This is a genomic window from Mycobacterium sp. (assembly GCF_035499775.1).
Taxonomy (GTDB): Bacteria; Actinomycetota; Actinomycetes; order Mycobacteriales; family Mycobacteriaceae; genus Mycobacterium.
On the sequence record NZ_DATJYB010000375.1, the window covers coordinates 1 to 7,645 of the forward strand.

The window sequence follows — 7,645 nt, forward strand, 5'->3', positions numbered from 1 at the left end:
ACTCGGCGTCGGCGAGCACCTCGAACAGCTGCTCGGGCGTGACGGCGAGGTCAACACTGTTGCGGAACACATGTGGCGCTTCGTCGGTGAAGCTCAAGTCGACGCGCTCGCAGGGGAACATGGTTACAAACCTAGCCGGGACCGTCGCTGGCCGCGGCCAGCAGTGGCACCACGACATCGCTGATCGGTGTGGCCAGGCCGTGGGCGCGAGCCTTGCGGATGATCACCCCGTTGCGGATGTCCCATTCCATCCGGCGGTGGTGTTCCCGGTCGGCCAGTATCGAGGTGCCCATGTCCTGCGTTGCGTGGCGAAACAGGTCGGCGAACCCGTCGACAACGTCGTCGGGCAGCCGGGCGCCCTCGGCCCGGGCGACGGCCAGGCATTCGGCGACATAGCGGCGGGATAGCTCGGCCACGTCGTCGCGCCGGAACATGCCCGAACGCCGCCCGGACAGCGCCATGAATCCGGCCAGCGCGTTGGTGAGCAACTTGCGCCAGGCCGCGGTGATGAAGTCGGGGTCGCAGTCCACCTGGCAGCCGGCGCCGCGCAACAGCTCGGCGAGCTCCGCCGGCATCGGTCCGCTGGGCAGCACCAGCCGGGCTTCGCCGCGCACCCGCACCCAGCCTTCGGGCTGGGTCTCGGCCGAGTACCACACGATGCCGGGCACCACCGGCGACGACGGACAGTGCGGCTGGACCTGCTCGACCTGCTCGACCCCGTTCTGCAACACAGCCACGATGGTGTGCTCGGCGCACAGGCGTGTGAGCCAGCCGTGCGCGTCGTCGATCTGGGTGGTCTTGACCGCCAGCACCACGACGTCCACCGGGCCGGTGATGTGACTGGGATCGGTGTGCACCGGACCGGGCACCACGATCGGATCCCGGCCGTCGGGGCGTAGTTCGATGCTTTCGCGCGGGGTGTGACCGCACACCAATACCTGATGCCCGGCTTGGTGCAGCAGGGCGGCGATCGTCGTGCCGACGGCGCCGGGGCCGACGAGAGCGATGTTTGTGGCTTCAGGGGCTATGTGACCGAAGTTACTCCGCGCGCCGACTGTTTAGACTGGGCAGTCGTTCAAAAGGTAAAGGGGAGTGTTTGTGCTGCGCAGCCGAACCGCTGGTTCGCTACGGACTCACGACGCCGGGCAGCAGGTGACCTTGGCAGGCTGGGTGGCCCACCGCCGCGACCACGGCGGCGTCATCTTCATCGACCTGCGCGACGCGTCCGGCATCGCGCAGGTGGTGTTCCGCGACGCCCTTGGAGAGGGGCAGGTGTTGGCACAGGCGCACCGGCTGCGCGCCGAGTTCTGCATCGCGGTGTCGGGCGTCGTCGAGATCCGCCCGGAAGGCAACGCCAACACCGAGATTCCGACCGGCGAGATCGAGGTCAACGCCACCTCGTTGACGGTGCTCGGCGAGAGCGCGCCGCTGCCGTTTCAGCTGGACGAGCCCGCCGGCGAGGAGCTGCGCCTGAAGTACCGCTACCTCGACCTGCGCCGCGACGGTCCGGCCGCGGCAATTCGGTTGCGCTCCAAGGTGAATGCGGCCGCACGTGAAGTGCTGTCGCGGCACGACTTCGTCGAGGTCGAGACGCCGACCATCACCCGCTCGACGCCGGAAGGGGCGCGCGACTTCCTGGTGCCGGCCCGGCTGCGGCCCGGCACCTTCTACGCCCTGCCGCAGAGCCCGCAGCTGTTCAAGCAGCTGCTGATGGTGGCCGGGATGGAGCGCTACTACCAGATCGCGCGGTGCTACCGCGACGAGGATTTCCGCGCCGACCGGCAGCCCGAGTTCACCCAGCTCGACATGGAGATGAGCTTCGTCGACGCCGAGGACATCATCGCGATCTCCGAAGAGATCCTGACGGCGCTGTGGGCGCTGATCGGCTACCAGATTCCGACACCCCTGCCGCGGATCAGTTACGCCGACGCCATGCGACGCTTCGGCTCGGACAAGCCCGACATGCGGTTCGGGCTGGAGCTCGTCGAGTGCACAGAATTCTTCAAAGACACCACATTCCGCGTCTTCCAGGCGCCCTACGTCGGCGCCGTGGTGATGCCCGGCGGCGCCTCGCAGCCGCGGCGCACGCTGGACGGCTGGCAGGAGTGGGCCAAACAACGCGGGCACCGCGGCCTGGCCTACGTGTTGGTCGCCGAGGACGGCACACTGGGCGGCCCGGTGGCCAAGAACCTGACCGACGCCGAGCGCGACGGGCTGGCCGCGCACGTCGGGGCCGAACCCGGCGACTGCATCTTCTTCTCCGCCGGCCCGCCCAAGCCGTCCCGGGCGCTGCTGGGGGCGGCCCGCGGCGAGATCGCCGCCCGGCTGGGCCTGATCGACCCGGATGCATGGGCGTTCGTCTGGGTGGTCGACCCGCCGTTGTTCGAGCCCGCCGCAGACGCCACCGAAGCCGGTGACGTGGCGGTGGGCTCGGGCGCGTGGACCGCGGTGCACCACGCGTTCACCGCACCCAAGCCCGAATACCAGGACGCGGTGGACACCGATCCGGGCAACGTGCTCGCCGACGCCTACGACATCGTCTGCAACGGCCACGAGATCGGCGGCGGCTCGATCCGTATCCACCGCCGCGACATTCAGGAACGGGTGTTCGCCGTGATGGGCCTGGATCGGGCCGAGGCGGAAGAGAAATTCGGTTTCTTGTTGGAGGCGTTCACGTTTGGCGCGCCGCCGCACGGCGGGATCGCGTTCGGCTGGGACCGGATCACCGCGCTGCTGGCCGACGTGGACTCGATCCGCGAGGTGATCGCGTTCCCCAAGACCGGCGGCGGCGTCGACCCGCTCACCGACGCGCCGGCGCCGATCACCGCCCAGCAGCGCCGGGAGTCCGGAATAGACGCCAAGCCCAAACAGGTTTGACCGGGCATGACCAAGAACTTCCCCGGCATCGCCGAACTGAACGCGTTCAACAACAACATCATCGACGAGTTCCGTGCCAACGACGGCAAGGTCGGCGGGCAATTCGCCAATTCGAACCTGCTGCTGCTCACCACGACGGGCGCGAAGTCCGGCCGGCAGCGGGTGTCTCCGCTGGCGTACTTCCGCGTCGACGGCAAGCTGATCATCATCGGGTCCTTCGCCGGCGCCCCGGTGAGTCCGGCCTGGGTGCACAACTTGCGGGCCGACCCGGCCGCGCACGTCGAGGTGGGTACCGACTCGTTCGACGTGACCGCTCGCGAACTGCCGACGCGGGAGCGCGACGAGCTCTTCGAGAAGATCGCCGCCGCGGCTCCCGGCTTCGCCGAATACCAGTCGAAGACCAGCCGGGTGATTCCGCTGTTCGAGCTGCACCGGGTCCAAGCGACCTAGGCGGGCGCCGCGCGCGGCGGTGAGGTAAGCAAGCCTGATGAGCACCTCACTGCAGTCCCGGGCGGCCCGGGTCGCCGACCGCGGCCAGGCGGCGTTCGAACGGCTGCGTGACGCGGGGTTCACGATCCTGCAGACCGCGGTGACTGCCGGTCTGGCCTGGTACATCGCCCACGACGTGCTCCACCATCCGCAACCGTTCTTCGCGCCGGTCTCCGCCGCCGTCTGTTTGTCGGCCAGCAACGTGTTACGCGGGGTGCGCGCCATCCAGATGATTGTCGGGGTGGCCCTGGGGATCGTGATCGGCGTGATCGTGCAGAAGCTGCTGGGGGTGGGGCCCGTCCCCATCGGGGTGGCCGCGCTTTTCGCGCTGGCTTGCGCGGTGCTGCTGGGGCGGGGCTACATCGGGCAGGGGTTGATGTTCGTCAACCAGACCACCGTTTCGGCGATCCTGGTCCTGGCGTTGTTCCGCAGCGGCGTCAGTTTCGAACGCATCTACGACGCCCTGATCGGCGGCGGGCTGGCCTTGATCGTGGCGATCCTGTTCTTCCCGGCCGACCCGCTCAAGCTGGTCGGCAGCGCGCGCGCCGGGGTGCTGCAGGCCCTGCACGGCGTCCTGTGCCGCACCGCGGATTTCGCCGCCGGTCGCAAGAAGGCGCCGACCGACTGGCCGCTGTCGGCAGTCGACCGGGTGCATGAGCAACTCGGCGCCCTGATCCAGGCCCGGACCACGGCCCGCCAGGTGGTGAAGGTGGCGCCGCGCCGATGGGGGATGCGCCAATCCGTCTACGGGGCGGACGAGCAGGCGTTGTACGTGGCGCTGCTGGCCGGCTCCGTGATGCAGCTGGCGCGGGTCGTCGCGCCAACCCTGCACGACCCCGATTGGCTGCCGCGGCCGGTTCCCGCGTTGCTCACCAGCCTCGCGTCGGCGACCCGTCTCAGCGACGTGGATCCCGTCGCCGCGGCGGCGTACGCCAGCACGGCGAGCCACCATGCCTCCGTGCTGCAATCCGAGGCCCACGAGAAAAGCCAGGTCGTGCTTGCCGGCGTCGTGCAGGCGTGCGTCGACGACCTGCAACGCGTGATCGAGCTGTCGCCCGCCCAGCTCACGTCGAATCGGCGAGAAACTCCTGGACCAGCTTCTTCGGCGCTTGCGTGAGCCAGGCCTCGGTGATCAGCTCCTCGAGCTCGAGGATTTCGATCGCAGCCAGCTTGACCAGCACCGCCGGATAGCCGTCGAAATGCGGCGTGGTGAAATACACCTCCGGCTGGTCGGCGATCAACGCGAACTTGACGCCTTCGTCGGACACCCGGACACCGAGGATGTCGCCCGCCGGCGGCTCCAACCCGATCTCGTTGAGGGCTTCGCGGTCGGACTTGCGCAGCGGGCGCTCCCAGGCCACCAACTTCTTACCCACCCGCCAGTCGTGCGGTGCGGGCTCCGCGGTCAGCGGTAGCTCGCCGACAATGCGGGCGACGTCGTTCCAGGTGGCCACATGTTGATTGTGCTCCGGCTATGGTGCGCTTGGTGCCGTATTCTCGTCCCTTGCGGCCAGCCGTGGTTTGTTTGCAGGAAGGTAGCTGTGCGGAACTCTGTCCCAGACACCCATCGCTACCGGGTCACGCACCGCACCGAATACCACTACTCCGACGTCGTGACCAGCTCCTATGGCCGCGGTTTTCTCACGCCGCGGGACTCGCTGCGGCAACGTTGCGTCGCGCACCGGCTGACCATCGAGCCGACTCCGGCCGACAGTTCCACCAGCCGCGACAACTACGGCAACATCAGCTCGTATTTCCATGTCACCGAGCCGCACAATGCCCTGACGATCACCAGTGACTCCATCGTCGACGTGGCCCCACAACCGCCCGGGGTCTACGGAAGCGGGCCGGCACTGGAACCGTGGGAGGCCGCCCGGCCGAGCGGGATGCAGGGGGCGCTGGAGACCGACTTCACGCTGGATCTGACCCCGCCCGAGATCACCGACGAGGTACGCGCATACGCGGCCCCCAGCTTCGAGCCCGGACGCCCGCTGGTCGAGGTGTTGCGCGACCTGGCGACTCGCATCTTCAACGACTTCACCTACCGCTCGGGGTCCACTACGGTGTCCACCCGGGTCAATGAGGTTCTGGAAGCCCGGGAAGGGGTATGCCAAGACTTCGCGAGGCTCGCTATCGCCTGCCTGCGCGCCAACGGTCTGGCGGCCTGCTACGTATCCGGGTATCTGGCCACCGACCCACCGCCTGGAAAGGATCGGATGATCGGCATCGACGCCACCCACGCCTGGGCCTCGGTCTGGACGCCGCAGCAGCCGGGTCAGTTCGAGTGGCTGGGGCTTGACCCCACCAACGACCAGTTGGTGGACCAGCGCTACATCATGGTCGGCCGGGGCCGCGACTACGCGGACGTGCCGCCGCTGCGCGGTATCATCTACACCAACTCGGAGCACAGCGTGATCGACGTCGCGGTCGACGTGGTGCCGTTCGAAGGTGATGCGCTGAATGCGTGACTTCCACTGTCCCAACTGTGGTCAGCGCCTGACGTTTGAGAACTCGGCGTGCCTGTCGTGTGGCAGCGCGCTCGGGTTTTCGCTGGAGCAGGTGGCCCTGCTGGTGATCGTCAAGGGAGACGACAGCGATCACGCCGGAGCCGTCGACGCCAGCGATTATCAACTTTGCGCCAATCTGCATGTCGCCGAGTGCAACTGGTTGGTACCGGTTGGTCAGCCGGGCCGGCTGTGTACGTCCTGCGCGCTGACGCTGGAACGGCCCAACGACACCGACACCGTCGGCCTGCCGGAGTTCGCCCGGGCCGAGGCGGCCAAGCGGCGGCTGATCGCCGAGCTGCACGAGCTCAAGCTGCCGATCATCGGACGCGAGGAGGATCCCCAGTACGGGCTGGGATTTCGCCTGCTGTCCAGTGCCCACGAGCAGGTGCTGACCGGACACGAAGACGGCGTCATCACACTGGATCTGGCCGAGGGCGACGACGTCCACCGCGAGCAGCTGCGGGTCGAGATGGACGAGCCGTACCGGACCCTGCTCGGGCACTTTCGCCACGAGATCGGGCACTACTACTTCTACCGGCTGGTCGCCCCGTCAAGCGATCACCTGGCGCGGTTCAATGAGCTGTTCGGCGACCCCGACGCCGACTATCAGGAGGCGCTGGACCGGCACTACAGCGAGGGCGCACCCGAGGGTTGGCAGGAGAGCTTCGTGTCGTCGTACGCGACCATGCACCCCGCCGAGGATTGGGCCGAGACCTTCGCCCACTATCTGCACATCCGCGACAGTCTGGACACCTCGGCGTGGTGTGGGCTGGCGCCGGCGTCGGCAACCTTTGACCGGACTCCGTTGGGCCCCAGCGCCTTTCCTACCATCATTGAGATGTGGCTGCCATTGTCGTGGTCGCTGAACATGGTTAACCGCTCGATGGGCCACGACGACATGTACCCGTTCGTGCTTCCGGTCGCGGTGCTGGACAAGATGCAATTCATCCACACCGTTGTCGACGAGCTGACCTCTGAGGCCGCGCCTAAGCCGGCATGACCCGTCGCTCGTCGGGCCCCCACAGCGGCTGCATCCCGCCGGGCAGCGCCAACTGTGTGTCTGTGATGACCTCGGCGAGGTCGCGCAATGCGGCGTGGATCGCTTCGAGCAGTTCGTCCAAGTCCTCGCGGCGGCCCTTGGTGACCGCTTCCAGCTCAGCGGGATCCGAGCGGCGCAGGCGGGTGTTGATGTCGTCGGCCATGCGCTCGGGACGCGACGAACCCGACGAGCCCGGCAGGTCCCTGAGGTTGGCCCGCAGCCGTTCCAGCTGATAGGCCAGCGACCGCGGGTTGTCCGCGTCGAACAGCATCAGCTCGGTCACTGCGGCGACGCTGACGTTGCCCACGTTGCGGCGCCGGTAGATGACCGACGATTCACACGCCACCAGGGTGGACTCGATGATGGTTTGCTCGGCGGTCGCGCTGCGGACCTGGGTCAGCGTGGCCCGCAGCAACGCGGTCAGCCAGAGGCCGCGTTCGATGCGTTTGCCGATATCCATGATCGTCCAGCCGACGTCGTGCACCATCGACTCGCTGGCCACCCCGGAAAGGGTCAGCATCCCGGCCAACGTCTGCGCCTGAGCCGACGCGAGCAAGGCATCGGCCTCGGCCAGCGACTCCGGCGGGTCGGACCTCTGCACCACCGCGCGCTCCACGTTGGCCAGCACCATCCAGGTGTCGTTGGACAACTGGTCGCGAACCGCCCTGGCGGCCAAGGCCAAACCGTCCACCGACTGGACAAGTGCCCCGGGGCGCTCCGGGTCCATGGTCAG

Annotated in this window: 8 protein-coding genes and 1 pseudogene; 5 read left to right on the plus strand and 4 right to left on the minus strand. The window is 68.0% G+C overall.

Going from position 1 to position 7,645, the window contains the following annotated elements; genetic code table 11:
• A pseudogene (locus tag VML93_RS23170) lies at window positions 1-121 on the minus strand (SRPBCC family protein); the annotation flags it as partial.
• Between the two features lie 10 nt (window positions 122-131).
• Complete coding sequence (locus VML93_RS23175) at window positions 132-1,028, minus strand: oxidoreductase (RefSeq protein WP_325614633.1); 897 nt, start codon at window positions 1,026-1,028, stop codon at window positions 132-134.
• 64 nt (window positions 1,029-1,092) lie between these two features.
• Here VML93_RS23175 and aspS point away from each other — a divergent pair, with 64 nt between their 5' ends.
• Genes aspS through VML93_RS23190 form a run of 3 tightly spaced genes read left to right on the plus strand, consistent with a single transcriptional unit; the run spans window position 1,093 to window position 4,483 of the window.
• On the plus strand, window positions 1,093-2,877 hold the full coding sequence (aspS, locus tag VML93_RS23180) for an aspartate--tRNA ligase (RefSeq protein WP_325614626.1): 1,785 nt from the start codon (window positions 1,093-1,095) through the stop codon (window positions 2,875-2,877).
• A 6-nt stretch (window positions 2,878-2,883) separates the two neighbouring features.
• The gene (locus VML93_RS23185; protein WP_325614627.1) at window positions 2,884-3,327 is read left to right on the plus strand and encodes a nitroreductase family deazaflavin-dependent oxidoreductase; all 444 of its coding nucleotides are present in this window, start codon (window positions 2,884-2,886) and stop codon (window positions 3,325-3,327) included.
• Between the two features lie 37 nt (window positions 3,328-3,364).
• A complete protein-coding gene (locus tag VML93_RS23190) occupies window positions 3,365-4,483 on the plus strand; it encodes an FUSC family protein (protein ID WP_325614628.1) in 1,119 nt (372 codons plus the stop codon).
• Here the strand turns inward: VML93_RS23190 and VML93_RS23195 are convergent.
• The gene (locus VML93_RS23195; RefSeq protein ID WP_325614629.1) at window positions 4,431-4,820 is read right to left on the minus strand and encodes an MmcQ/YjbR family DNA-binding protein; all 390 of its coding nucleotides are present in this window, start codon (window positions 4,818-4,820) and stop codon (window positions 4,431-4,433) included. The two genes, VML93_RS23190 and VML93_RS23195, sit on opposite strands and share 53 nt — an antisense overlap.
• Before the next feature lie 87 nt (window positions 4,821-4,907).
• Between VML93_RS23195 and VML93_RS23200 the strand changes: the two genes are divergently transcribed.
• Window positions 4,908-5,834, plus strand: coding sequence for a transglutaminase family protein (locus tag VML93_RS23200; protein ID WP_325614630.1), 927 nt, complete (start codon window positions 4,908-4,910; stop codon window positions 5,832-5,834).
• Window positions 5,827-6,873 (plus strand): putative zinc-binding metallopeptidase, encoded by a 1,047-nt coding sequence (locus VML93_RS23205; protein ID WP_325614631.1) that lies wholly within the window; start codon window positions 5,827-5,829, stop codon window positions 6,871-6,873. The genes VML93_RS23200 and VML93_RS23205 overlap by 8 nt, the downstream gene beginning before the upstream one ends.
• Here the strand turns inward: VML93_RS23205 and VML93_RS23210 are convergent.
• Window positions 6,860-7,645: alpha-E domain-containing protein (locus tag VML93_RS23210; RefSeq protein ID WP_325614632.1), on the minus strand; the 786-nt coding region annotated here is incomplete at its 5' end. The two genes, VML93_RS23205 and VML93_RS23210, sit on opposite strands and share 14 nt — an antisense overlap.

Excerpts from the sequence above, each read along its gene's own strand:
- VML93_RS23205 (WP_325614631.1), top strand. The coding sequence starts at position 5,827 with ATGCGTGACTTCCACTGTCCCAACTGTGGTCAGCGCCTGACGTTTGAG.
- VML93_RS23190 (WP_325614628.1), top strand. The coding sequence starts at position 3,365 with ATGAGCACCTCACTGCAGTCCCGGGCGGCCCGGGTCGCCGACCGCGGC.
- VML93_RS23185 (WP_325614627.1), top strand. The coding sequence starts at position 2,884 with ATGACCAAGAACTTCCCCGGCATCGCCGAACTGAACGCGTTCAACAAC.